Genomic DNA, 25,474 nt, shown 5'->3' on the forward strand with positions numbered 1-25,474 from the left:
ACCCGAATCACATTGTAGGGGCGTATTGCATACGCCCTGGATGGAGGGCGCAAGCATTGCGAACCAAATACCCGAATTACATTGTAGGGGCGTATTGCATACGCCCTCCAGGTCGCTTTTAAGAGGGTAAAGGGGAAAAAAGAGCAGAGTGCAAGAGTGCTAAAGGGTAAAGGGCTACAAGAGTCCTGCGCCAACGAGACAGACACGAAACCCCAGGAAGTCGTCGAAGAAGTCGCGCGTGCCGACGCTGCGGTTGGCTGAACGGCAGCCAATCGGGTCGTCGCCCCAAGAACCGCCACGCAGCACGTATGTTTTATTGCTTTTTTCTAACAAAACCTTCAGATTTGCCGAAGGATTTTGATAATGATTCTCATTCTCTTTGATCGTCTCATCCCATACGCTACCATCCCTAGGCGCACCCTGATAATTGTCATGGAAGGGGTCGAAACACAATTCCCAAACATTACCATGTAAATCATACAACCCAAAGCCATTGGGGGGAAAGCTCGCCACTGGGGTGGTTTCTTTTCGATACTCCCCCTTAGCTTCCTCAGCAACGGTGTAGTTGCCATCATAATTTGCCAGGTCGGTCGTAATAGCTTCCCCAAAGGCAAAGGGAGTCATCGTCCCGCAACGGCAAGCATATTCCCATTCAGCTTCGCTGGGAAGGCGATATTCTTTGCCCGTCAGCTTGCTCAATCGAGCACACCACTCCACTGCATCATACCAAGATACCCGTTCAACGGGACGATTCCCGCCTTTGAAGTTAGAAGGGTCCGGGTCCAAATCCCGGACGATTGTCCCCACTTGCGTCACCACAGTGCGCCATTGGTCTTGGGAGACGGGGGTTTTGCCCAGGAAAAAGGGAGAAACTTGCACACAATGCTGAGGACTTTCCCGCCTAAACCATTCCACCTCATACTTTTTACACAGGCGCTCAATTTCCTCCTCTTCTGTCCCCATCCAAAATGTTCCGCCGGGGATTTGCACCATGTCCAACCGCACCCCCTGACCCAAGTCCTGGGGATAAAACCGCGCCTGACCCGGTATTTTCTCAATAATTTTCCCCTGACGGTTGACCCGCACGGTTTCAAAACTAAAGGATGGTAAACCCCCTCCACCGTTAGGCAACAGGGCCAACCAATCCGCCACAGTTTGGGGGCGGTCTTCTGGCTTCACTGCCATCCCCTGCTTAATCGCGTTTTGTAGGTCTGGGGACCAATGGCTGGGAATATTCAGGCTCTCGCGCAACACCCGCATCCAGGAAATCGGCGGTGCAGTCCCCGTGAGCAGATAGTACAGGGTGGCCGCCAAGGCATACACATCGGTAAATTCCCCCCGGTGTTCACGTTCGTCGTACTGCTCAACCGGCGCATAATGGTGCGTAAGGGTAGAGGTGTGGGTTTGGGTCAAATCGGGGATAAACTCCCGCGCAATGCCAAAATCAATCAGCACCGCTTCATCCGCAGGCAACCGAACCATAATGTTATCAGGCTTGATATCCCGATGGAGCAAACCCTTATCATGCAGGATGCTCAACGCTTCACCCACCTGCCGGATATAGCGTAACGCCACCGCCTCAGACAAGGCCCCCCGGTGCACCACCAGGTCTTTTAAGTCCTGCCCCTGAATATATTCCATGACCATACAAGGCTGCCCTTCATGGGAGAAGTGATTCTCCACCTTGACAATATGGCGATGGCGACAAATGGCGATTTTAGCCGTTTCCCGGTCAAAGTCCCGCATAAACTTATCCCGATAGGGGATGTACTCCGCCTCGGTCATCACCTTATCGTTCAGGGTTTTCAGCACCCACTGTTGACCCTTATTGTCTTTGACCAAGTAGGTGATGCCAAAACCGCCCGGTTTGAGCTTCTTTTGAATAGTGTAGCGGTTTCCAAAAATTTTCGTACCCGGTTGCCAAACCATTATGACAGGAGGAGAGACTACCTCCCTAGTTTACAGCAACTCCCCTCGGAGAACTCCCTTTTTTAAGGTAGATCTGTTTGATGCTAACGGGGGAGTCAGAAAAAGACAGGCGTTCTCTTTCAGCTAAACATTTTTTTAAAGTATATTCACTTCAATCAATGTACTAAAAAAGTCCCAGATTTCGCAAGAAGCCAAGAGACAATTTTGCCAGAGGTTTATTATTAGACGGAAAAAGTTTAAAAACCGAACAAATCAACACTTAACCCCGGGGAATGTGGCTTTTATAACATTTAAAATATTTTGACAAAAATTGGTTATAACAGTGAGGGTTTTCTATCAAACCCCAAAGTTTATCATTACATATTTAGGACTACCCTCCTTGCACTCAGTTTTAACCGACTCCCACCTGTGAGGCGGGGGTTTAAACCCCCGCCTATTGTCACTCCTTCCTATCCCCCGTTCGCCTCTTAAAAGAGCGGGTCTAAGGGGGAGAAGTCCTTACTCAAAATCATCCTCGATGTCATCATCATCATCAAAATCATCATCGTCCTCGAAGTCTTCCTCTAGGATGGAGATTGAGCGTACATCTTTGCCCGCTTTTACCCCCAAATCGGGTAGAGCAAACTCATCGTCCGCCTCTTCATCATCCTCGGGCAAAATCTCCTCCTCTAACTCCATCCCGGTACTCCGGTAAGCCCGCGCCGTATGGTCATCGAGAACCACATCGGGAAACTCCTCCTCTTCCTCATCCAGCACCCCATCATAAGCACTATCATCGGGAAGAAGCATCATATCCTCGTAGGCATTAAACCCAGTCCCCGCAGGAATCAGGCGTCCGATAATCACGTTCTCTTTCAAGCCACGCAGCCAGTCGGATTTGCCCTCGATCGCCGCTTCAGTTAGCACCCGAGTCGTCTCCTGGAAGGAAGCCGCCGAGATAAAGCTATCCGTATTCAACGACGCCTTAGTAATCCCCAACAACAGCGGAGTGTACTTCGCAGGCGCACCGCCGGTAATCGACATGGCCTCATTCACCCGTTCCACCTGTTGCAGTTCAATCAACTCCCCAGGCAGCATGGTCGTATCCCCGCCATCATCGATTCGCACTTTGTTCGTCATCTGACGCACAATCACTTCAATGTGCTTATCACTAATATCAATCCCTTGGGACAGATATACCGACTGCACCTCACTTACCAAGAACGTCTGCACCTGCTGGAAACTCAACAGCGTATGCTCATAATTCCGTTCCCCGGGCAGATTGAAGAAAATCTCCAAAATCTCATGAGGATTTGACGGCCCATCAGTGAGCGGTTCCCCGGCTTTCACCCGTTGACCATCACTCACCAGCAGGGTCTGACCGGGGCCAATCTCATAATCTGTAACGGCCCCGTCTTCTTCTACTACCTTCAAAATGACCGTATCATCATCCCCATAGACCACCTGGGCCACCCCGGGCAACGCTGCCAAAATGCCACCCTCCTTGGGTTTACGGGCCTCCAGTAATTCCTCAATCCGGGGCAACCCTTGAATAATATCCCCAGTCTTGGCACGCTCAAACACCAGCAGCACGAGGTTATCCCCCCGTTGCACTAAGGAGCCATCATCCACATGAAGCACGGCCCCAGGGGACACCCGGTAAGGACGAGCCAGCCGCATTTTTAGATGATAATTCACCTGAGCCAAAGCAGAGGTCTCGGAAGGCTCCAAGGCAGTCACTTCCACCACTTGGCCTGAATCCGGTATCCGCACCCCGGGGGCCACTTCCGTATTCTCCACCACAAAATCCCCCACTTTGACGGTGGGTTCTTCCTTGGATTCCACGGTAATCACATCATTATCCCGGACCACGAGGATCCGGCGAATGGCTTCTGCGCCTTCGCGAATCCCGCGAATTTCACCGGCTTCTTTGCCGAGAATCTCGGTACGGGCGACGACGGCCCCAGGGGGAATCCGGTCCCCATCTTTTACCAACAGGCGAGTTTGGGTACTGCCTTGAGTGGTATCTGCCACCACATCGCGGCGAATGACTAAGGATTCCAGAATCACCAACTGTAAGCGCATGGGCGCACCTTTAGAGGGGTCTAACTCCTCTGACGAGAGCAGTTCTTCTTCCTCCACGGGCACTAATTCAATGTCTGCGGCTAACCCCGGTGCATCTTTATCAATTTCCAGGACTAACTGGGTCCGCAGTAATTCCAACCCTTCTACAGATTTGACCCGTTCCCCATCTTTATAGGGCAAGCGCTGGACGGCGCGCAGTTGAATCATGGCCTCTTCCCCATTGTTCAGGGATTCCTGAGAGGGAATGGCGGGTTCATCTAATACGGGATATTCTACGGCGGGACGCAGCAACAAGGCCGGACCTTCGGGGGTTTCCAGGATTTCGACATAGCGCAATTCCTGGGCGATGAGTCCGGGGATAATCTCTTGACCCGGATTGACGAGACTGCCATTGGCGATCGCCACTTCCTCGGGGTCCTCAATCATAATCAACTCCCCAGGCTTGATGGTCACCTCCCGGAGAATGTCATTTTTCTGGGTGACTTCGACAACACCGCTGCTGGCGCATTTGATGTCTTTAACGATTTCTGTGGCAGCTTCGACAAACTGGCCGTCTTCCACCAGCAATAAGGAAATATCCTTGTTGATTTCGTGGCACTCCTCGGGAATCCAGAGCAAAGTACCGCCTTTAACAACTTCATAGCCTTGTTTGGCTTTGCCGCGCTTGAGCACTTCCACCCCGGCATACTTGATAATCCCCCCGCTGTGAGTGCGGTAAGTCTCATCAATCAACTCGGCCACCACCTGATGATTCAACACCTTCGTTCCCGGTGTTGCCTTCAGGGAGAACAACTGTTTGCCAATGGTCTCAATAGTGTAATGGTCCCGACCGCCGGTGGAGGTGGCATAAACCGTCGCCCGGTCCAGAGTGACGGATGCGGTGATAATCTCGACCTCCCGAGGCATGGAAGAAGGTCGGTTTTCCATATCTTCCGGCAGACGGACAATCCCGCCATTATCGGTCACCAGCTTGGTTTCGGCGAGGACTCCACCCGGTTGAATGCGATCGCCATTCTTGACCACAGGTTCAGCCCCAGGCGGCAAGTTATAGACTTCGCCGGACAAAATCCAGACCAGACCCCCCCGGCTTGCGGTGCGCGTGGCATTTCCCTGGCGGTCCTTCTTCTCCTCTGGCATCAAGTCGGCAAAGACCACTTCTCCTGCCAAGTCCGATGCCACATCCTTCGTGGCTTTCTCCGTGGTTCGGCGAGTGCGCCCGGGTAGAGGGACTTCGGCCAGTAGGGTCAACCGTTCCACTTTAGCCCCATCGTGAACCAAGAGGACGGTGCCTTGGAACACATCAAAGACTTCCTTGCGGCCCTCGGCTTGCAGGGTAATTTCTGATTTGGCATTTTCTACCACGAAAGCATCTTCCCCATGACGGGTCCGGAATGCCCGCGCCCGCATGGTGGGAGAATAATGGACGGTCCCTGAGAAGGTAGCGGTTACGGTCCGCGCGACTTCGGCGGTGAACACCCCTCCGGTGTGGAAGGTCCGCATGGTAAGCTGGGTGCCAGGTTCGCCAATGGATTGGGCGGCGATAATTCCGACCGCTTCTCCCATGTCTACGAGTTTGCCGTGGGCCAGACTCCAGCCATAGCAAAGCTGACAGACCGATCGCGAGGCTTCACAGGTCAGGGGCGATCGCACCATGACCCGTTCTACCCCATGTTTCATGATTTTTTCCGAGAGGTCATCATCCATTGGCTGATTGCGCGCGGCAATCAACTCCCCAGTTTGGGGGGAAATGATATCCTCGGCAGTGACCCGACCAAAGAGGCGATCGCTCAAAGGAATCAGAATCCGGTCCTCATCCTTCATCGACTCCATCGGAATTCCGCGAGTCGTCCCGCAGTCCACTTCCCGGACAATCACATCTTGGGAGACATCCACCAGACGCCGAGTCAGATAGCCTGAATCTGCCGTCCGTAGCGCGGTATCGACTAATCCCTTCCGCGCACCGTAGGAGGAGATGATATATTCGGTAACGGTCAGCCCTTCGCGGAAATTGGTTTTAATGGGTAAGTCAATAATTTCCCCCTGGGGGTTTGCCATCAACCCGCGCATCCCCACCAACTGCCGCACCTGAGAGACGTTCCCCCGCGCCCCAGAGAAGGCCATCATATACACTGAGTTCAGGGGGTCGGTCTCTTTGAAGTGACGCACCACTTCATCTTTGAGGGATTCACTGGTACTATTCCAAGTATCAATAACTTTCTGGAAACGCTCTACTTCAGTGATTTCCCCTCGGGCATAGCGGCTTTCTGTTAAGGTGATTTCCCGTTCCGCCCCCATTAACAAGTCTCGCTTTGAAGGCGGAATCATCAAGTCATCCACACTAATGGAGACCCCGGCCTTGGTTGCATAGCGAAATCCCAAGTCTTTCAGGCGATCGGCAATTTGTGCACTTCGGGCCGTCCCATGCTGCACAAAAGTGCGGGAAATTAGGCTTTTAATTTGGCCTTTATTAATAACTCGGTTGTAGAAAGTGAACTTATTTTTAGTCATTAGTCCTTTGTCCTTTGTCCTTTGTGCTGTGTCCTTTGTGCTGTGTCCTTTGTGCTTTGTGCTTTGTCCTTTGTGCTTTGTGCTTTGTGCTTTGTGCTTTGTCCTTTGACTGATGAGAGAAGATTGGGGGATGGGGGGGACCGCGATCGAGATTGGGGGAATGGGGGGATTATTTGTCTTGAGCTTCCCCTGCTTCCCCTGCCTCCCTATCTTCCCCTGCCTCCCTATCCTCCCTATCCTCCCCTGCTTCCCTATCTCCTGACCGCCTTAACTCAACACATCCGCGATGGTTTTATTGAAGATAATTCGGCCTGCGGTGGTGTGAATATATTGGGACAAGATATTGCCATTGGCATCTTCTCGGATGCGGCGATCGGCATAGAGTTTGGTCACCGTTCCATCAGAATGCCGTGTGATTTCTGGTTCGGTTTCTTTGGTATCTGAATCAATATCCCAGTTCAAATCGATGCGCACCCAAATCAAGGCGTGTAACTCAATCAACCCTTGTTCATAAGCAATAATCGCATCCTGCAATGAGGCAAAATAACCTCCTGCACCCTTATGAGCTTTGGGATTATGGGCCGTCAAATAATAACAACCCAACACCATATCCTGAGAGGGAGTAACAATAGGCCGTCCCGTTGCCGGAGACATAATATTGTTAGAAGCCAACATCAACAACCGTGCTTCTGCTTGTGCCTCTAAACCCAGAGGAACGTGCACCGCCATTTGGTCTCCATCAAAGTCAGCATTAAATGCTGGACAAACTAACGGGTGCAATTGAATCGCTCGTCCATCCACCAAAATTGGCTCAAACGCTTGAATCCCTAAACGGTGGAGGGTCGGTGCGCGGTTTAACAGGACGGGATGGGATTCAATCACCTCTTCCAATACATCCCAAACACTCGGATCTGCTCGTTGAATCAGCTTTTTCGCCGCCTTAATATTGTTCACCAAACCCTGACGAATCAGGCGGTGAATCACGAAGGGTTGGAATAGCTCGATCGCCATTTCCCGAGGCAATCCGCACTGGTGAATCTTCAGTTTTGGACCGACGACAATCACGGAACGTCCGGAATAGTCCACCCGTTTTCCGAGCAAGTTTTGCCGGAAACGACCTTGTTTCCCTTCGATAATGTCGGACAAAGATTTCAGCGGGCGGTTATTTGCACCCACCACGGTCCGTCCCCGACGACCATTATCAATTAAGGCATCCACCGCCTCCTGCAACATCCGTTTTTCATTCCGAATGATGATTTCCGGGGCCAAAATCTCCTGGAGGCGGGCTAATCGATTATTCCGGTTAATCACCCGTCGGTACAAATCATTGAGGTCACTGGTAGCAAACCGTCCCCCATCCAACTGCACCATCGGGCGCAAGTCCGGGGGAATCACAGGAATGTATTCCAGGACCATCCAATCCGGTTGAGATCCCGTGGCGATAAAGTTATCAATGACGCGCAAGCGCTTAATCAGTTTGGCCCGCTTTTGCCCTTTGGAGTTAGCGATTTCTTCACGCAACTGTTCCGCTTCAGCTTCTAAATCGAGGTCTTGCAATAACCGTTGCAACGCTTCGGCACCAATCCCAACTTCAATGCCGATGAGTTCCGTATCCTCACTGTAGAGTTGGTCCTCAATTTCCATCCAAGCATCTTCACTCAGCAGTTGCTTGTATTGCAGATTATCTGCATTTCCCGGACTGAGAACACAATAGGCATTGAAGTAGACAATTTGTTCTACATCGCGCAAAGGCATATCGAGGAGAATGGCGATATAGCTAGGAATCCCCTTGAGATACCAAACGTGAGCCACCGGCGCGGCTAACCGAATAAAGCCCATGCGATGCCGACGCACGCGAGACTCGGTAACTTCTACGCCACATCTCTCACAAACAATACCGCGATGTCGAACTCGCTTATATTTACCGCAATGACATTCCCAATCTTTGGCAGGACCAAAAATCCGCTCACAAAATAAACCGTCCATTTCCGGTTTTAAGGTGCGGTAATTAATGGTTTCTGGTTTGGTGACCTCGCCGACAATTTGACCATTCGGCAGAGTTCTTTCACCCCATTGCCGAATTCGGTCTGGGGAGGCGATCGCAATCTTTACATAATCAAAGCGTTGCTCAATCTTTGGCATTCGATGATATCCCCTTGTAAACTTTGTCCTTGGTCATTGGTCATTTGGAATCGGAGGTGGGGAGGGGAGGGTGGGGAAGGTGGGGAGGATGGGGAGGATTATTCTTCCCTATCTCCCCTATCTCCCCCATCTCCCCTATCTCCCCCATCTCCCCCATCTCCCCCATCTCCCCCATCTCCCCCATCTCCCCCATCTTCCCTAAAAACTTACTCTTCCTCTTCCTCCTCTAAAGCTTCCCGAGAGACAGACTCATAAGTTGGCCGCGAGGGGGTGCGACGATTTGCCACATCCGCCATTAAGTCCACTTCTACATCCCGAGAAGTGCCATCCTCCTGGGTCTGCACTTTATGCACCGCAATATCCAAACACAGCGACTGCAACTCTCGCATCAGCACTTTGAAAGACTCGGGAGTTCCCGGACGAGGAATCGCTTTTCCTTTGACGATCGCATTCAACGCTTCATTACGTCCCTGCATATCATCCGACTTCACCGTGAGCAATTCCTGCAAGGTATAAGCGGCCCCAAATGCCTCCAATGCCCACACTTCCATTTCTCCAAACCGCTGGCCCCCTTGTTGCGCTTTACCGCCGAGGGGTTGCTGGGTGACCAAAGAATAGGGCCCCGTAGAACGGGCGTGAATCTTGTCATCCACCAAATGCACCAGCTTGAGCATATACGCCTTACCCACCGTAATGGGACGGTCAAATGACTCTCCGGTCCGGCCATCATAAACGAGGGTTTTCCCGGGGTGATCTTCGTTAAATATCCAATCCTTACCCGTCTTCTGCCGAGCCTCTTGTAACTTGCCATGCACGCTTTCGCGCGACTTTTCTGGCCCGTGCATTTCATCAAACGGCACGACTTTGAAGCGGGAACCCAGATTTTGTCCGGCCCACCCCAGGAGGCACTCAAACACCTGGCCCACATTCATCCGAGAAGGCACACCCAAGGGATTCAACACGATATCCAACGGTGTCCCATCGGGCAGGTAGGGCATATCCTCTAAGGGCAGAATCCGGGAAATAATTCCCTTATTCCCGTGACGACCGGCCATTTTGTCTCCGACCTGGATTTTCCGCTTCTGGGCCACATAAACCCGCACGACCATGTTCGCACCGGGGGGCAGTTCGTCCCCTTGTTCGCGGGTAAACACCCGCACATCCACAACCCGGCCTTTTTCACCGTTCGGGACTCGCAGAGAGTTATCCCGCACGTCCCGGGCTTTTTCTCCGAAAATCGCCCGCAGGAGTTTCTCTTCTGGGGGTTGGTCCGACTCCCCTTTGGGCGTAACTTTACCCACCAGGATATCCCCGGATTCCACCCAGGCCCCAATACGGATAATTCCTCCTTCATCTAACTGACGCAAGGAATCTTCCCCAACGTTGGGAATTTCGCGGGTAATTTCTTCCGGTCCTAGTTTGGTTTGGCGGGCCTCAATTTCATATTTTTCAATGTGAATTGAGGTGTAAAGGTCGTCATAAACTAGACGCTCACTAATTAAGATGGCGTCTTCGTAGTTATAGCCTTCCCAAGGCATATAGGCCACGAGAATATTCTGGCCCAGGGCCAACTCGCCCCCTTCGGTGGAGGATCCATCAGCCAAGACCTGTCCGGCCACCACATCATCCCCTTCAAACACCAGGGGACGCTGGTTCAAGCAGGTGTCTTGGTTAGACCGCTGATATTTCTGTAACTGATATTCCATTTCCCGACCCGTGGGGTCCTGGACGCGAATCTTAGTGGCATCCACAAAGGTGACGATCCCATCCGTCCGGGAAACAACCACCATGCCGGAGTCCCGGGCAGCTTGGGCTTCCAGGCCGGTACCGACTAAGGGGCGCTCTGGCAGTAACAGCGGCACGGCTTGCCGCTGCATATTAGAACCCATCAAGGCGCGGTTAGCGTCATCATGTTCCAGGAAGGGAATCAGGGACGTTGCCACAGAGATAATCTGCACCGGAGATACCGCCACATAGTCCACCTGATCCGGTGTCGTGGTGGTGAAATCTTGGCGATAGCGCACGGGTACAGTTTCACCCTGGATATAGCCGCCTTCATCTACGGTAATGTCCCCAGGAGCAACCCGCAGGTCATCTTCCTCATCGGCGGTCATAAACAGTGCTCCCCGTTCCCGCAAGACGCGACCATTTTCTACAGGATAAAATGGGGTCTCGATAAATCCGTAGGGGTTGACGCGGGCGTGAGTGGCTAAGGAACCAATTAATCCGGCGTTGGGACCTTCTGGCGTCTCGATCGGGCAGATCCGTCCGTAGTGGGAGGGGTGAATATCCCGAACAGCAAATCCCGCCCGTTCCCGGGTTAATCCGCCTGGGCCCAAGGCGCTCAAGCGGCGTTTGTGGGTCAGTTCCGCTAAGGGGTTGGTCTGATCCATAAACTGGGAAAGCTGAGAGGACCCAAAGAATTCCTTGATAGCAGCGACGAGAGGTTTGGGGTTGACCAAGGAGGCGGGGGTCAGGGAATCGGCATCAGAAACAGTCATCCGTTCCCGGATGATCCGTTCTAAGCGGTTGAGTCCTACTCGGACTTGGTTTTGCAAGAGTTCGCCAACCGATCGCACCCGACGATTGCCTAAGTGGTCAATATCGTCGCTTTGTCCCACGTCGAATTCCAGGTTAATCAGGTAATCGATCGCCGTAAGAATATCCTGGGGCGTTAATACCCGGACGTTATCCGGTACCGACAGCCGCAATTTTTTATTCAGCTTGTAGCGGCCCACCCGTCCCAAGTCGTATCGTTTCGGGTCAAAGAAGCGTGAATCCAGAAGCTGACTGCCTCCCGATACCGTAGGAGGTTCCCCGGGACGCAGCTTCTTGTAAAGCTCCATCAGGGCTTCTTCTTCCGTAAATTCCCCTTCTTTTTCAATGGTTTTTTGAAAATATTCGGGGTGGCGCAGGGCATCGAAAATCTCGTTATTGCTCAGTCCCAGGGCTTTAAGCAAGACTTGGGCGCTCAATTTGCGGGTTTTGTCAATGCGGACCCAGACTAAATCATTTTTGTCCGTCTCAAATTTCAGCCATGCCCCCCGGTTGGGGATCAGGCTGGCATTGTAGGTCCGGCGACCATTTTTGTCGGTCTCGGATTTGTAGTAAACTCCGGGAGAACGAACAATTTGGTTAACGATGACTCGTTCGGCCCCGTTAATGATGAAGGTTCCCCGTTCGGTCATTAAGGGTAAGTCGCCGATGAAGACTTCTTGCTCTTTGATTTCGCCGGTTTCTTTGTTGATGAGTCGGGTGGGGACATACATTTGCACGGCGTAGGTACTGTCCCGGCGTTTCGCGTCATCGACATCATATTTCGGACGCTTAAGTTTGTAGTCCTTCCCTATAAAATGTAATTCTAGTTTTCCCGTATAGTCAGTGATGGGGGAAAAGCTGTCGAGTTCTTCAATCAGTCCTAATTCAAGAAACCAACGGAAACTTGCCCTTTGAATCTCGACGAGATCGGGGAGGGTGAATGCCGTTGCTGCTGGGTAGGTCGGATTATTCATTTGTGTCGATCGCCTCTACGCTGTGAATTCTACGCAAGTTAGGGAAGGAGATAATAAAGACCTGTGACGGAAGAAGGAAGGGATGCTTATTGAGCGTTCATCCTTTGTCCTTGTCTTTTGTTTCAAAGAGTGCTTTTGGGTGACGCAGTTTGGTTTAAACTCCCGTTTTGGCTTGGCACAGTTCTCGGGTTAAAGATAGGTTTTTTTCTAGCAACGTTATTCGGCTCCCAATCAACGATTTAAGCTATCCATTAAGGGATAGCTACTGCGGTGAAATTCAGATTTAGGCAATTTTTGCATTTTTTTCAGGTAACCCATTATTATAGCTTCGTTCGTTTTTAGCGTCAAGGAATGGTCTAGGTTTAGGGTGCGATCGCAGAGTGGATGAGAACAGCCCCGCCCTTGCTTTGTGGGGGTGTTCTATTTTAAGGGTCAACTCATCCCAGGGTGAGTTGAAAGAGGCGACAGGCATTTTCTGTGGTTTGGGCGGCTAAGGTTTCTAAAGAAACCCCGCGCAGGGTCGCCACTTGTTCCGCCACATAACGAACGTAGGCGGGTTCATTGCGTTTCCCGCGTTTGGGAACCGGGGCCAAAAACGGGCAGTCAGTTTCGACCAGGAGGCGATCGCTGGGCACGAGACGAGCGGACTCTTGAATGCTTTGAGCATTCTTGAAGGTGACAATCCCGCTAAAGCTAATATAAAAGCCTAGGTCTAGAAACCTTATGGTCTCTTCGGGAGTTCCGCCCCAACAATGCATGACCCCGGGAACGGGACCGCGATCGCCCCAGAAACTCTGCAATAGTTCAGCCATCGCCTCGGACGCATCCCGACAATGGATAATCACCGCCTTATTCAGCCGCTGGGCTATTTCTAGCTGGGCGATAAAGGCTTCTTCTTGCTGCTGTTGATTTTCGGCCTTATAAAAGTCTAGCCCAGTTTCTCCAATGGCGACAACTCGCGCATCGGATGCGGCTAATTCTTCAATTCGAGCGGCCATCTGGTCAGACCATTGATGGGCCTCCAGAGGATGTAAGCCCACGGCGAAGGAAATTTCCCCAAACCGATTGGCGAGTCCTTGAATGGTGCCAAATTCTTCAGGGGTGACGCAGGAATGCACAAGATGCACGACCCCAGCTTCATGCCAACGTTCGCGGACCGCCTCTAAATCGCGGTCAAACCGCTCAAAATTAATGTGAACGTGGGTATCTATCAATTGCATCGGAATCGACGCGCTCTTGGGATGGAATGATTTACCCGATGAAAGCCGCGAGGTTTCGCGTCTTTAAACAAGGGAGTGAATGAGTGAAAAATCAGCAGGGGGAATGGGGTTGGACTACGGCTTTTAGGGCTTTTAGTCCAACCAACAAGGACGCCCTCGGTATTCCGATGTCGTCCATGACCTCAACCCTGCGTTGTGGGTCATCCCTAGGAGGCAGCCGATTGAGCCAATACTTGTTGTTTAACAACTCTGGCTAAATTGGATTTTTTGCGAGCGCCGTTGTTGGGATGAAGAACGCCGCATTTTACTGCTTTGTCGATCTTGCTGTAAGCGGCATTGAGCCGATTATGGATCTCTTCCTTCAACTCCGGTGTTGGATTGCTGCCGTATTGCTCGGCAGAGATTACACATTTCTTGATCAGGGTTTTAACCGCTGATTTGTAAGATTTGTTACGCAAGCGATTGCGTTCGGCGATTTGGACGCGCTTGATAGCAGACTTAATGTTAGCCACAGTCGATTAGCCCAGAACTCAATACGGGAACAATTTGGACGATTCTCCACCCTAAAGCAGCAGAGATTCTTGGGCTGAATGGGGCCTCCACTGAGAGATCCAGTTTCGGTCTTATCCGTTCAGGTCTAGCCAGAACCGATGCTTTCACATCGTCCCTTTAAAGGCTACTCCCCAAGCTTGACTTCGCGTGCGCCCCACGCTAGTGGATTTTTTCCGTGCTGACCGCAGGGTCTCCAAGTTTTTTACGGATAGTGACGGTTCGGCTTTCCAAGTTGCGGAATAGGACGTTAACCCTGTTTCCTCGCACCTTGGCTGGTCAGCGACCCAATAGATTTTAACACAGAAAGGAATTTTAACACATAAAGGAAGTTAAGGCGCAAGAATGATGCTCATCCTAGAAGAATGAGGGTTTCCAGCGTCATGTTTTTGAGAAAACACTATACCATCGAATCAACGGGAAAATGCATTTCCGTTGAAGAAAATCCAGGTTAAGCTAGAGAAGACGGGGACGGGTAAGCCAAAGCAAAAGCATCGGTAGTCGCGGTTGATGTGGCGAGCGACCCGTTCTCCTCAAGGGCAATACCTGTCGATTATCTCCTAACTCCATGCTGCGAATCATTACACAGCGGGCTGAGGCACAAGCTGAACTGCGGCGCATCTGCGATCGCACCCACGACGACCAAGTTGTCCATAAAGAGGCAACGGTTCGGGAAGTGCTCCAAGCGGTCAAACGCCAAGGCGATCGCTCACTCTTGCATTATACGGCTGAGTTCGACGGGCAATCCTTAAAGCCCGAAGACCTGCGCGTGAGCGGATCCGAATTGGATGCCGCCTATCAGCAGGTGTCAAAAGAACTCCTAGACGCCATTTGCTTGGCAAAGCAGAACATTGAAGCGTTCCATCGTCAGCGCGTCCCCAAATCTTGGGTGCAATTTGGGGAAGATGAGGTGGTGCTGGGTAAACGTTATACCCCCGTAGATCGAGCGGGGCTTTACGTTCCGGGGGGGCGGGCCGCCTACCCCAGTACCGTGCTGATGAATGCAATTCCGGCTCAGGTCGCTGGGGTCCCCCGGATTGTGATCTGCACCCCTCCGGGACCGGAAAAAACCGTCAACCCAGCGGTCCTGGTGGCGGCTCAGGAAGCGGGAATCCAGGAAATTTATCGGGTGGGGGGCGCTCAGGCGATCGCCGCCTTAGCCTATGGTACGGAAACCATCCCTAAAGTGGATGTGATTACCGGCCCGGGTAACATTTATGTCACCTTGGCGAAAAAGCAGGTCTTTGGAACCGTGGGTATTGACTCCTTAGCCGGTCCCTCGGAAGTCCTGATTATTGCCGATTCCCAAGGCAATCCTGCTCATATCGCCACGGATTTACTGGCACAAGCTGAACATGACCCCCTCGCCGCCGCGATTCTGATTACCACCGATGCTCAGATCGCTCGCAAGGTCGTCGCTGAAGTCGAGGACCAACTGATTGATCACCCACGCCGGACCCTCACCGAAAAGGCGATCGCCCATTACGGTGTCGTCATTGTGGTTGATTCCCTGCAAATTGCCGCCGAACTCTCCAATGAATTTGCCCCAGAACACCTGGAACTCGAAGTCAGCGACCCTTGGGATTTACTGGAGTCGATTCGTCATGCTGGTGCCATCTTCCTCGGGAACTCCACCCCTGAAGCTGTCGGCGATTACCTCGCAGGCCCTAACCATACCCTTCCCACCTCGGGATCGGCTCGTTATGCCTCAGCTTTGGGGGTGGAAACCTTTATGAAACACTCCAGTTTGATTCAATATTCTCCCAAGGCACTCCAGAAGGTCGCCAGTGCGATTGATGTGCTCACGAAAGCCGAAGGTTTACCCTCTCATGGGGATTCGGTCCGGAAGCGCATTAAAGATGGCCCCTAGCTGTTGTGGTCGATGGTTTTCACCCGAACCCCAGGGGCGATCGCCTCGGGACAGCGAGGGCCATCGACTCTATATCCTTTAGATCCGTTAGATAATTTTCTGCCGACAGTGACAGGTCGGCTTTTTTATGGGATGAACTGCCCAAACCCCAGGCGATCGCCCCTGGTGTTCGGCTCATAGCGCAACCCTCCCCAGATCACCTGCACTATTTAAAAACAATTCAAATTGTTTGTCCCTAAGCATTAACACTATAATGCCGCTAAACTAAGCGTTGAGGCGATTTTCACGGCGGAAATATTTTTTCCCCTAGGATTGAAGCCGGTTGCCCAAACTTGAAGGTTGCAAATCGCGAATTAGGAGATCGGCATTATGATTAGTACCATTCTTGTAGCACTTGATGGTTCGGATTTATCAGAGCAAGTCATTGCGACCTTGCATAACCTGAAGCTCGAAACCATGACTCAAGTCATTCTGGCTCATGTGATGTCCAAGCCGACATCGGATTTGGATGTCCTGGCGGATAGACCCCAAGTCGAAACGGAAGATATCCCGTATCGGGCTATTGAAAAAAAACTTCAATCCTATCAAGAAAAAATTCCTTGTAAAACTGAACTGGAAATTGTCACCGGAGATCCATCGGAAGAAATTGTCCGCTTGGCTAATATTTATCAGGCTGATTTAATTTTAATTGGCAGCCGAGGCTTAACCGGAATGAAGCGAATTTTACAGGGTTCTGTGAGCTCTCAAGTGGTAACTGATGCCTCTTGTTCGGTTCTTGTTGTTAAGCCAGTCTTACCTGCCCAGGGAAAATAAGAAACTGGATTTCTTGCCCAGAAACCCGGTTTCTGGGATGACTGAAACGAGGCTTTAGGAATTTCCATAAAAAAAGTTCTGCATTAGAGGTTTCGCAGAACTCAAAAAGCCGATTGGGGTTATGAAGGGGGGTTGGGGGGATCTCTGATAGAAGATTTTATTTTTTGGAGTTACGTTACCGGGAAACAGCCTTAGTCTGAGCGACAAACTCTCGCAGACGCAGTAAATTCATCGTATGGCTTAAATTCAGCGGGAGTAAGGAGACCCCTTCTAGGCGGGACTGTACCCAACCCTCCCCCCAGTACCATTCGTGGAATCCATCAATGCCGCCACTCAATAAGAGTCGCAGACAATTGGGGTCAGCACGTTCTACGAAATGTCGAACCGCCAAGGGACCCAGAGAAATGGTAAAGGTGACACCGGAATGCAACTCTTCCGGCAGGGGTGTAGAGAAGCGTTGGGTCCATAACCATTCTTGGAGGCGATCGCGGCGTAGGAGACTGTCGCGAATCACTGTTTCTGGTGCGTCTACTTCGATTCTCAGATGAGCTTGTTGAAAACTGCCTAACATAGTTGAGGTTGACTGCCTGTGGTGGTTTTCCCTTTTAGTATGGCAGACGAGGCGAGGGGAGATGGGGTGGATGGGGGAGATGGGGTGGATGGGGGAGATGGGGTGGATGGGGGAGATGGGGTGGATGGGGGAGATGGGGGAGATAAGGCAACTTCTTCCTTCCCCTGCTTCCCCTGCTTCCCCATCTCGATGGCGGTCTCCCCTATCTCCCCCATCCTCCCCATCTCGATGGCGGTCTCCCCATCTCCCCTTTTACAATAAAGTTGAGATGACTTGTGAAGAATTGTAAGGTTTTGGCATGGTAGATCAACTGATTAGAGCAACGGCAGCGGATGGAGGGATTAGAGCAGTTGGGGTGATTACCACGCGGTTGACGGAAGAGGCGCGGCAGCGGCATGGTCTCTCCTACGTGGCCACGGCGGCCCTAGGACGTACTCTATCCTCGGGATTACTCCTCGCCTCTAGTATGAAGCGACCGGGATCGCGAGTGAATATTCGGATTAAAGGCAATGGACCATTAGGCGGGATTTTAGTGGATGCGGGATTAGATGGAACAGTGCGCGGGTATGTGGATAATCCCGAGATAGAATTGCCGCCGAATGCGATCGGCAAGCTGGATGTGGGGGGTGCAGTCGGAAATGATGGATATCTCTACATCGTCCGAGATGTGGGATATGGTTACCCCTATTCGAGTACGGTGGAACTGGTTTCTGGGGAAATCGGGGATGATATTGCTCATTATCTAGTGACTTCAGAACAGACGCCTTCGGCCCTGGTGGTGGGGGTGTTTGTAGAGGCGGCAGGGGTCCAAGCTTCGGGAGGCATTTTGTTGCAGGTGATGCCGAAAGCGGCAACGGATGAGGAACTCGTGGCGCTGTTGGAATCCCGGGTTGCTAGTCTATCGGGATTTACTCCTTTATTACAAGCGGGTAAATCCCTGCCTGATATTTTCGAGCAACTGCTTGGAGATATGGGGTTAAATATTTTACCCGAGAGACAACTGGTGCGCTTCCACTGCGGATGCTCTCATCAACGGATGTTAGGGGCGTTGAAGTTGCTGGGGGAAGAAGAGCTTCAGGACATGATCGAGAAAGATGATGGTGCTGAGGCGATTTGTCACTTCTGTGGGGAAGTTTACACCGCCAGTCGAGATCAACTTACGGAACTGATTGGGACTTTGCAAGTAGAGTCGTGATGGGGGCGATCGCCTAACTGTTACTGAACCCCCATCTCTCCAATTCATGCCGAGTATGGGGGTCCAGTAAGGGTTAGAAACCAGATTTCTAGTCCAGATTGGCGGCTAAGAGGTATAAATTTTGTACAGAAACAGGGTTTCTAACCTCTAGGGAGTGCAGTCCTAGGGGGAAGTTTTTTTGAAAGTGGGGATCGCAACTGAAAATAACATGAGAAGATAAGAAGCAATGAATCAATCGGTTTGACCACTCCAAGGGAGAACGGTTTGTCCTTTCTTGTCAGATGCGGTAACTCGGCTAATCGGGAATAAGCTGTTTTTCAGGATTCGAGCTACTGGGTTAAGGTCTCTGGGTACTGGGCATCTACAGATTATCAAGGACAAGAAGGATAGACAAAACCGGAAAGGCGGGGGGTGCAGATGTAGATCCGCCTAGAAGGAAACGGGAGATCAGCGAACGGCGTTGCCAAAAAAGCTCTAGCACTCTTAACCTAAACAATTCTTGGTGCTAGATTGAGGAAAATATAACCGGCTTTTATGGAACCTAATACTTAGGTTTTGGAACTGTGGCCGAATCGTAAAACCTGTCTTTCTAAAACAGCCAAGCAAGACTGACGCAAGAGTGTTTTCGGGTGGGCTATGACTAAAGATCGCAAATTTCCAGAGCAGTGGCCTAAAGCCCAGCCGTCGGAGTCCGGACAACCGAACTCGTCGGCGAAAATGCCTGCATCGTCCCTGTCTAGGTTCCAAGGGAGTGCTGCTGGGGCGGGTTCTCGCCCGGGTTCCTATCTGCACCTGCCGCCTTCGACTTCGGAGGTATCCTCCGGACGAGAAGCAATCGATCGCGCGGGGTCTGGCAAGCAGAAGCGCTGGGGACAGAGTACGAGGGCAGAACAAGTGTCTAGTCAAGGCGATCGAGACCCTGCATCCTTCGATCGCAGTCTGCATGGGTGGCTCAAATGGCTAACAAATTGGCAGATCTGGGCGCTGCTGACCTTTCTGTTGACCGCAGGACTGGGGGGAACAGCGCTACTGATGTTATTGCGCCTTCCGGCAATGCCCAATTGTGGAGACAGTGCCTGGACTTCGGGTTCGGAACATTTGTACTGTGCTCAACAATCGGCGAGCGAGCAAACGGTAGATGGGTTGTTGCGGGCGATCGCTGAGGTGCATCAACTTCCGGAAGACCACCCCCTACGTCCGGAAATCAATCGTCAGATTGAAAAATGGGCAGGACAGTTACTGGATTTAGCTGAGAAAATATTTAATGAAGGGAAACTGACGGAAGCGATCGCCTCTGCCCGTCAGATTCCTAGCAATACGACCGCTGCTGGTTTAGTCGAAGAACGAATTACTCGCTGGCAGTCTATCTGGAATGAGGCGGAAAAGCTTTATAAAAATGCTGAGTCCGAGTTGGAAAAGGAGAACTGGAACCAAGCTCTGGGCTATATGCGACAACTACTTTCCGTGGAAAATACTTACTGGGAAACGGTGCGCTATGATAGCCTGAATGAACTGATCCGGGTCACTCAGCGAGAAGGTCAAACTTTGGACAAAGCCCGCAGTTTAGCGGAACAAGGTGAACTCAAAAATATCCAGGAAGCGATCGCCCTGGTAGATAAAATTGAACCCCAGAGCAAGTTATATAAAAAATCTCGGTCTTTAGCTACTGACCTGGCTAAGCAAATCCTCGCATTAGCCCGCAAAAATGGTGAGGACCAGAAGTGGGAAGATGCCATTTACATTGCTCGCCAAGTTCCCAATAACAGTTCGGTAAAAAAAGAGGCGGAGGATTTCATCGAACTGACTCGGGCTAGATCCATTGCCACTCGGGTAACGGTCCGCTCTTTGGAAGATGCGATCGCCAAGGCTCAAGTGATTGGACCCGATCGCCCCTTGTACCTGGAAGCCAAACGTTTAATCTCTCAGTGGCAGGATAGCATCAAAGATGTGGCCTACCTAGAACAAGCACGGAATCTGGCCACGTCGGGGAATGTTAACAATTTGCGCTCGGCGATCGCTCAAGCTCAACTGGTCAGTCGCAGCAATCTGGTCTGGGATCGAGCGCAGGAGGAAATTAATACGTGGCAAAGTCAGATTGAGGAGACCGAAGACGGACCCTATCTGCGACAAGCTGAACAACTTGCCAGTTACGGCGATCGCGCTTCGTTGCAAGCGGCAATTGATACCGCCAGAAATGTGGGTTCAGGACGGGCATTGTCTGATGAGGCCCAGGAAAAAATTCAGGGGTGGAATCAGCAAATTCAACGACTGGAAGACCAACCCATCTTAGACCGAGCCTGGAATTTGGCTCAATGGGGAAATCTCAATGGGGCGATCGCCACGGCCCAAGCTATTCGTCCCGGTCGATTGCTCTACAACGAGGCCCAGTCGGCAATTCAAACCTGGCAGCAGGAAGGTAGCGATCGCCAACTCCTAGACCGCGCCTATCAGCTTGGAGATTCTTCTCAAAGCCCCGAACGGTTGATGCAGGCAATGGATTTGGCGAATCAAGTCTCTTCTAAATCTAATTTACGCTTTAGCGCCGATGCGGCGATTCAAGACTGGAGTCAACGGATTTTGGCACTGGCCCAACAACGTTCTCTGGAGAATCTTCCGCAAGCGATCGAACTGGCTCGGATGATTCCATTTTATTCCAATCTGTATAACCAGGCACGGCAAGAAGTTGAGGCATGGGAAACCATTCTGAATCCGCCTCCAGTGCGCGCCCAGGAAACCAGTCCAGGGGTGAGCAACTCCAGTCCCCGCACTCCTCCCCTCCCCCAAGAAACTTCTACGGACTGGACAAATCCTGCCGTCTCCCCTTCGGTATCCGCACCAAACCCGGCTGAGATGCCGACCACTTCTGCGCCGACTATGCCCATCGAGGCCCGTGAGGGCATGGGGAGAGATTCTCAGTCCGACCCTAATTGAACCGATTGAGTCATTAATCCCGCAAGCGGGGGCCACTTCCGGTCCTCTCCCGAACATCCAGGGGAGAGGGCCGAAAGTCTTTCCGGGGTGGATTAAATCCCGTGATTGGTACAAAACCTAAACTTGCAAGCGTTCTGGGGTGTTCTCTTCAATTTTAAGTGGAAAGGGGTGATCTAAACCCGGATAGTCATCCTAAATTCCTGACTCTTTTTACCCTGAAGATGAGGCTGTACCTTCCCGACCTTTAAAAATTCTTAACAATAAACCCGAGAATAAAATCTGTAAAGTAGGGTATAATTATAAGATTATAGGCAGCAAATTTCTGGCTAAAATCTCACCTCAAAATCATAATTCAGCAGGTTGAATGAGTTAGAAAGCCTGCGAGTTTTGCGATATAAAAATTAGGGGTGCTTCTGGAGGTGATCCAGAAAGAGAAATCTAGTCCAGCTCAGGGGGATATAGCTGATGTTGCAGCAGTTGGATAATTACGGAGGGGGGCTTTTCCACGGGAGATTGCCCCTGGGTTGTGTGCGCGAATGAAACTCGTGGCGGATAGAAAAACAGATTTAGAGGGAAGAAGGACAGCGGATGCAGCAGTTTGGATCTGGGGTGGCGATCGCAGTCCTCTCCCCGGAATCTCAGGGGTGGCGGAGGGCAACCTGAAGCGCGATCGCCATCGGGTTGGAGAAGAGTGCAGTCGGCCTAAATATCTCGCCATTTTCAGGCGCAACCGCTACTCTAGAATAAGGAAGCACCGCTTTAGACCCTTCTTGCCCATCGACCTCGATCAGTCTTGCGCGGCGCTGTTGGTGCTTTTTTCAATCCGAGATAGGGGAGTTCATGTTAGCCAAGATAACCGTTTATGCACAATCGTCCTGAGTACCATTCCCATAGTAAACCTTTACCGCTGTGAATGTAGTCGCCACTCAACATACACCCTAAATAGTAATGCATCGTCTGATGAGAAAATTCGCATCCGAAAGGAATTTCATAAAGCGGTTATTCCTGAAAATTAGCCCGAGTCTCAAGACATTTATTTCCCTGTATTTCCAGTCAAAAGGGAAGCAGAAAATGTCAAAAGCCAAGCGGTTATTGATTTTGTTTTTGGCATTTTTCATTTTGCCGGTAACCTTCGGACTGTTTTCGGGTCAGGCTAATAGCCAAATGCGGGAACCGAGATATTACAGCCAAAACATACCCATACCCAATGAGTGGGGAGATGAAAACGGTAATAACGAGGACACCGGCAACAGCGAGGAGAGTGAGGTAGACGACAGTGATTCCCTGCAACCGTTTGATGAAGTGGTGAAAGATGCGGAAAAACTCGCCGGACTTTTTACCCTTTACCACAATAAGAAAACGGGCCAAGTTTACCTAGAAATTCAGCCGGAACAACTCGACACAAATTTCTTATGCGTGATGACGTTAGCATCCGGTATTGGAGAAGGGGGATTGTTCCGGGGGATGCCTCTGCAGGATTTTCTCTTTTTCTTTAAGCGGGTGAACAAAAACATCCATTTTGGCGTAAGGAATGTTTATTTCCGGGCCAATCCTGGAGATCCGATTGAGCGATCGCTAAACCGATCCTTTAGTGATTCCGTTCTGGCTTCTTTACCCATTGAAAGCATTCATCCCGACCGGGAAAGCCTGCTGATTGACCTCAATAAACTCCTGATTGAGCGGCAAGATATTACTGGGTTAACATCAATTTTACCCTCGTTATTAGGAACCGCCTACCTTCGAGATACGGAGAAATCCTATTTTGGGCGAGTTCAAACTTTCCCCTCCAATGTCGAAATTGAGTCCGTCTATGGGTTCACGGGTGGGGAGGATTTATTCTCTACTGTTCAAAGTTTGCCCGATAGTCGAGGGTTTTCCCTAAACGTGAATTATAGCCTCTCCGCACTGCCGGTTAATAATGGCTTTCGTCCGCGATTAGCAGATAACCGAGTGGGCTATTTTATTACAGCCTATCAAGATTTGTCCGACACTCGCAGTAAAGAACCCTTCCAGCGTTATATTAACCGCTGGCATTTGGAAAAAGAAAACCCCGATGCCCCACTTTCTCCCCCAAAACAGCCAATTGTTTTCTGGATCGAAAACAACGTTCCCGTGGAATATCGGGAGGCCCTTCGCGAAGGGATAGAAGTCTGGAATCAGGCATTTGAGAAAGCCGGATTTATTAATGCGATCGAAGCTCGACAGATGCCGGATAATGCAGTTTGGGATCCGTCCGATGTGCGCTACAACACCATTCGCTGGTCCAGTTCCTTTGAATCTTGGTTTGCCGGAGTCGGTCCCTCGCGCGTCAATCCCCTGACTGGGGAAATTTTAGATGCCGATATTCTCATTGATGGGAATATCGCGCGAATTATCACCAATGAATATCGTACCCTCGTCGAACAAGGACCCAATGCGACAGAAATGACCTTTTTGGGCAAAATGCTACAAGGGACTCCCTGCTTCCCCGGGATGAGTGGAAACGCGAACATGGGTACCACGGAAGCGATGACGGGGAATTCCGGTGCCCCGGTACCGCAACCGCCCCAGGTGCAAAGCTTTGTCCGCAAGATGATGGAAAGATACGATCTGTGCTATGGGATGGAAGCGCCCCAACAGTTGGCGATCGGGGCAATGGGTTTGTCCATGCTTCATAATGCCTTTCCCAGTGGGGAGGAAATGACACAATATATCAATCAATATCTAACATTCCTCACTGCCCATGAAGTGGGTCACACCTTGGGACTGCGCCATAACTTCCACGGCAGTACGATGTTATCACCGGAGGAGTTGCATAATACAGCCCTGACTCGCACAGAAGGTATGGTTGCCTCGGTTATGGACTATGTACCTGTGAACTTGGCACCCAGTGACCAGAAACAGGGAGACTTTTTCCCGATGTTAGTCGGCCCTTATGATGAATGGGCGATCGAATACGGGTATAAACCCCTGCCGGGGATGTTGCCGCAACAAGAACAACGGGAATTGGAACGAATTGCTGCTCAAAGTAGCACTAACCCTGATTTAGCTTATGCGCCCGATGAGGATTCGATGGATATTCTCAACCCAGCGGCGAATATGTTTGATCTCAGTGGGGATATGCTGCAATATTCCGAGTGGCAGTTGGAAAATGCCCGGGAAATGTGGGAACGCCTGGATACACGCTATCCCGTTAGTGGGGAAAGTTTCACGGATGTCCGTCGGATGTTTGATACCGTGTTTTCCTATTATTTCCGACAGGCAATGAATGCGACTCTTTATATCGGGGGTCAATGGTTTAATCGCAATCATGCTGATGGCAATGGACGCTTGCCCTTTGAACCTGTGTCGGTGGAGAAACAGCGTCAGAGTTTGGCATTGCTGCAAAAGTACATTTTCGATGAAACGGCATTACGATTTCCGCCACAACTGCTGAATAAATTAGCCCCCGATCGCTGGTATCACTGGGGTGCCGTTCCCGTGGTTTATCCCTTGGATTATCCCATTCACCAACGGATTAATTTACTGCAACGGGTCGTTTTGAGCGAGTTGCTGTCCTATCCAAGGCTGACGCGCTTACAGGATTTAGAATTAAAAACTGACCCGGGTCAAGCCTTGACTATGCAGGAACTGTTTGACACCCTAGAAGGAGGAATTTGGACGGAGGTCGTTAATCGCCCCGATGACCTAAAAGTGATTTCCAGTGTTCGCCGCAGTCTCCAACGGGAACATTTAGAGATGTTAATGGCAATGGTTTTAAGGAACTCTATTGTTCCAGATGAAGCCCGAACCCTCGCCCGTTATAACTTAGGGCAACTCCGAGAGTCCGTGGACAATACCCTAAAACGGCGAGGACGACATCTGGATACCGCCAGTAAAGCCCACCTAGAGGAAACCCGCGATCGCATTGATAAAACCCTAGAGGCGCAGTTCCAGTCGGGTTGAGGTTGAGGAGATAGGGAGGGTGGGGGAGATAAGGGAGATGGGGAGGATGGGGGAGATGGGGAGGATGGGGGAGATGGGGAGGATGGGGGAGATGGGGGAGATGGGGGAGATGGGGAGGGAAGTTGATTCTTCCTGTTTGTAGTAACGACTTGCTGTCGTTCCCCTTCCGCAGGAGAGCCAATGAAGTACAATTCTCTAAAAGCATGGGGAATTCCTGTGCTTTTGGTGAATTCTCCTTTCCCTGAA

General features: G+C 51.1%; 15 protein-coding genes. 7 read left to right on the forward strand and 8 right to left on the reverse strand.

From position 1 onward, the window contains the following. Positions 1–174: 174 nt before the first annotated feature. The 6 genes from NG792_RS06065 to rpsT form a co-directional block, all read right to left on the reverse strand. The gene (locus NG792_RS06065) at positions 175–1,929 is read right to left on the reverse strand and encodes a bifunctional serine/threonine-protein kinase/formylglycine-generating enzyme family protein (protein ID WP_261234850.1); all 1,755 of its coding nucleotides are present in this window, start codon (positions 1,927–1,929) and stop codon (positions 175–177) included. Positions 1,930–2,427: 498 nt separating this feature from the next. Then, positions 2,428–6,756, reverse strand: coding sequence for a DNA-directed RNA polymerase subunit beta' (locus NG792_RS06070; RefSeq protein WP_353961703.1), 4,329 nt, complete (start codon positions 6,754–6,756; stop codon positions 2,428–2,430). Between the two features lie 12 nt (positions 6,757–6,768). Next, positions 6,769–8,643 (reverse strand): DNA-directed RNA polymerase subunit gamma, encoded by a 1,875-nt coding sequence (locus NG792_RS06075; protein WP_261199823.1) that lies wholly within the window; start codon positions 8,641–8,643, stop codon positions 6,769–6,771. A 206-nt stretch (positions 8,644–8,849) separates the two neighbouring features. Continuing rightward, the gene (gene rpoB / locus NG792_RS06080) at positions 8,850–12,155 is read right to left on the reverse strand and encodes a DNA-directed RNA polymerase subunit beta (RefSeq protein WP_261199824.1); all 3,306 of its coding nucleotides are present in this window, start codon (positions 12,153–12,155) and stop codon (positions 8,850–8,852) included. A 437-nt stretch (positions 12,156–12,592) separates the two neighbouring features. Further along, the gene (locus tag NG792_RS06085) at positions 12,593–13,375 is read right to left on the reverse strand and encodes a TatD family hydrolase (RefSeq protein WP_261234852.1); all 783 of its coding nucleotides are present in this window, start codon (positions 13,373–13,375) and stop codon (positions 12,593–12,595) included. 206 nt (positions 13,376–13,581) lie between these two features. Continuing rightward, entirely contained in the window at positions 13,582–13,887 is a 306-nt protein-coding gene (gene rpsT / locus NG792_RS06090) for a 30S ribosomal protein S20 (RefSeq protein ID WP_261199826.1), read from the reverse strand. A gap of 605 nt (positions 13,888–14,492) precedes the next feature. Here rpsT and hisD point away from each other — a divergent pair. Beyond that, on the forward strand, positions 14,493–15,794 hold the full coding sequence (gene hisD / locus NG792_RS06095; protein ID WP_261199827.1) for a histidinol dehydrogenase: 1,302 nt from the start codon (positions 14,493–14,495) through the stop codon (positions 15,792–15,794). 19 nt (positions 15,795–15,813) lie between these two features. On the opposite strand, the gene NG792_RS06100 is transcribed toward hisD, so the two are convergent. Beyond that, a complete protein-coding gene (locus tag NG792_RS06100) occupies positions 15,814–15,972 on the reverse strand; it encodes a hypothetical protein (RefSeq protein WP_261199828.1) in 159 nt (52 codons plus the stop codon). Between the two features lie 191 nt (positions 15,973–16,163). On the opposite strand from NG792_RS06100, the gene NG792_RS06105 reads away from it, so the two are divergent. Continuing rightward, positions 16,164–16,607, forward strand: a complete 444-nt coding sequence (locus tag NG792_RS06105) for a universal stress protein (protein ID WP_261199829.1) — start codon at positions 16,164–16,166, stop codon at positions 16,605–16,607. 175 nt (positions 16,608–16,782) lie between these two features. Here NG792_RS06105 and NG792_RS06110 read toward each other — a convergent pair whose 3' ends face one another. Then, positions 16,783–17,178 (reverse strand): hypothetical protein, encoded by a 396-nt coding sequence (locus tag NG792_RS06110; RefSeq protein WP_261199830.1) that lies wholly within the window; start codon positions 17,176–17,178, stop codon positions 16,783–16,785. A gap of 18 nt (positions 17,179–17,196) precedes the next feature. Between NG792_RS06110 and NG792_RS06115 the strand changes: the two genes are divergently transcribed. The 5 genes from NG792_RS06115 (at position 17,197) to NG792_RS06135 (ending at position 25,228) form a co-directional block, all read left to right on the forward strand. Continuing rightward, positions 17,197–17,439: a hypothetical protein gene (locus NG792_RS06115; protein ID WP_261234853.1), complete on the forward strand. Its 243-nt coding sequence runs from the start codon at positions 17,197–17,199 to the stop codon at positions 17,437–17,439. 37 nt (positions 17,440–17,476) lie between these two features. After that, a complete protein-coding gene (hslO, locus tag NG792_RS06120) occupies positions 17,477–18,373 on the forward strand; it encodes an Hsp33 family molecular chaperone HslO (protein WP_261199831.1) in 897 nt (298 codons plus the stop codon). A gap of 636 nt (positions 18,374–19,009) precedes the next feature. Further along, the gene (locus NG792_RS06125; RefSeq protein ID WP_261234854.1) at positions 19,010–21,304 is read left to right on the forward strand and encodes a hypothetical protein; all 2,295 of its coding nucleotides are present in this window, start codon (positions 19,010–19,012) and stop codon (positions 21,302–21,304) included. Between the two features lie 536 nt (positions 21,305–21,840). Next, positions 21,841–22,320 (forward strand): hypothetical protein, encoded by a 480-nt coding sequence (locus tag NG792_RS06130; RefSeq protein WP_261234855.1) that lies wholly within the window; start codon positions 21,841–21,843, stop codon positions 22,318–22,320. Positions 22,321–22,375: 55 nt separating this feature from the next. Next, entirely contained in the window at positions 22,376–25,228 is a 2,853-nt protein-coding gene (locus NG792_RS06135; protein WP_261199834.1) for a zinc-dependent metalloprotease, read from the forward strand. Positions 25,229–25,474 lie beyond the last annotated feature (246 nt).

Source organism: Laspinema olomoucense D3b (assembly GCF_025370785.1).
GTDB lineage: Bacteria > Cyanobacteriota > Cyanobacteriia > Cyanobacteriales > Laspinemataceae > Laspinema > Laspinema olomoucense.

Coding starts and splice junctions, on each gene's coding strand:
- hisD (WP_261199827.1), top strand. CDS start 14,493: ATGCTGCGAATCATTACACAGCGGGCTGAGGCACAAGCTGAACTGCGG.
- rpoB (WP_261199824.1), bottom strand. CDS start 12,155: ATGAATAATCCGACCTACCCAGCAGCAACGGCATTCACCCTCCCCGAT.
- NG792_RS06130 (WP_261234855.1), top strand. CDS start 21,841: ATGAAACTCGTGGCGGATAGAAAAACAGATTTAGAGGGAAGAAGGACA.
- NG792_RS06065 (WP_261234850.1), bottom strand. CDS start 1,929: ATGGTTTGGCAACCGGGTACGAAAATTTTTGGAAACCGCTACACTATT.
- NG792_RS06100 (WP_261199828.1), bottom strand. CDS start 15,972: ATGAGCCGAACACCAGGGGCGATCGCCTGGGGTTTGGGCAGTTCATCC.
- NG792_RS06075 (WP_261199823.1), bottom strand. CDS start 8,643: ATGCCAAAGATTGAGCAACGCTTTGATTATGTAAAGATTGCGATCGCC.
- NG792_RS06085 (WP_261234852.1), bottom strand. CDS start 13,375: ATGCAATTGATAGATACCCACGTTCACATTAATTTTGAGCGGTTTGAC.
- hslO (WP_261199831.1), top strand. CDS start 17,477: ATGGTAGATCAACTGATTAGAGCAACGGCAGCGGATGGAGGGATTAGA.
- NG792_RS06105 (WP_261199829.1), top strand. CDS start 16,164: ATGATTAGTACCATTCTTGTAGCACTTGATGGTTCGGATTTATCAGAG.
- NG792_RS06110 (WP_261199830.1), bottom strand. CDS start 17,178: ATGTTAGGCAGTTTTCAACAAGCTCATCTGAGAATCGAAGTAGACGCA.
- NG792_RS06125 (WP_261234854.1), top strand. CDS start 19,010: ATGACTAAAGATCGCAAATTTCCAGAGCAGTGGCCTAAAGCCCAGCCG.
- NG792_RS06135 (WP_261199834.1), top strand. CDS start 22,376: ATGTCAAAAGCCAAGCGGTTATTGATTTTGTTTTTGGCATTTTTCATT.